This window comes from Mesorhizobium sp. M7A.F.Ca.ET.027.03.2.1, assembly GCF_003999175.1.
In the GTDB taxonomy this organism is placed as follows: Bacteria; Pseudomonadota; Alphaproteobacteria; order Rhizobiales; family Rhizobiaceae; genus Mesorhizobium.
Genome location: NZ_RZOM01001531.1, coordinates 1 through 995, shown reverse-complemented (window position 1 = coordinate 995; position 995 = coordinate 1). Strand labels below are relative to the sequence as shown.

General features: G+C 62.9%; 2 protein-coding genes. Both read left to right on the top strand.

The window, feature by feature from the left end; genetic code table 11:
* A partial coding sequence (locus EN750_RS36210) for a LysR substrate-binding domain-containing protein (RefSeq protein WP_127399408.1) occupies nucleotides 1-668 on the top strand: 668 nt, incomplete at its 5' end.
* A gap of 151 nt (nucleotides 669-819) precedes the next feature.
* On the top strand, nucleotides 820-995 hold a 176-nt coding region (locus EN750_RS36205), incomplete at its 3' end, for an ester cyclase (protein ID WP_189526746.1).

Genomic DNA, 995 nt, shown 5'->3' with positions numbered 1-995 from the left:
ATGAGATCGAGGCCGAGATCGCGGCACTCAGCGCCTTGCGCGAAAAACCCGCCGGCACCATCCGCATCACCGCCGGTGAGCATGCCGCCGATGCGATCCTGTGGCCTGCCCTGGCGACATTCCTGCCCGACTATCCCGACATCAAAGTCGAGATCATCGTCGACTACAGCCTGACCGACATCGTTGCCGAGCGCTTCGACGCCGGCGTGCGGCTGGGCGAACAGGTGGCGCGCGACATGATCGCGGTGCGCATCGGCCCCGACATGCGCATGGCGGTGGTCGGATCGCCGGCCTATTTCGCCAAATGGCCGAAACCGCGCACGCCACAGGACCTGACCACCCACAATTGCATCAATCTGCGGCTGCCCACCTATGGCGGGCTCTACGCCTGGGAGTTCGAGAAGGCCGGGCGCGAGCTGAAAGTGCGGGTTGAGGGCCAGTTGGTGTTCAATACGTCCGCGCTGCGCATGAACGCGGTGCTCGCCGGCCTCGGCCTTGCCTATCTGCCGGAGGAACAGGTAACGGCCCATCTGGCCGACGGCCGGCTGGTGCGGGTGCTCGCCGACTGGTGCGCGCCTTTCCCCGGCTACCATCTCTATTACCCCAGCCGCCGGCAAGCGACGCCGGCCTTCTCGCTGCTGGTCGACGCGCTACGCTACCGAGGCTAGAACAGGAAACCGGGTTTCCGGAGGAGACATGCTCAAAACGAGCAGATAGAGCCCCATCCCGATTCGGGAACAGGTTCTCCATCTGGACTGCGCCCGCAGTCGTTCTATCTTCCGGATCGAGCAGATATGACGAAAATCCGGAGCCATCGCCGTGACCGTGACCGACCTCTATCGAGGCTACATCGCCTGCCTCAACAATCAGGACTGGCAGAAGCTGCATCGCTTCGTTCATGACGAGGTGCACTACAATGGCGACCGCGTCGGGCTGTCGGGTTACCAAGAAATGCTGGAGCGCGATTTTCGGGAAATCCCGGACCTCTATTTCGA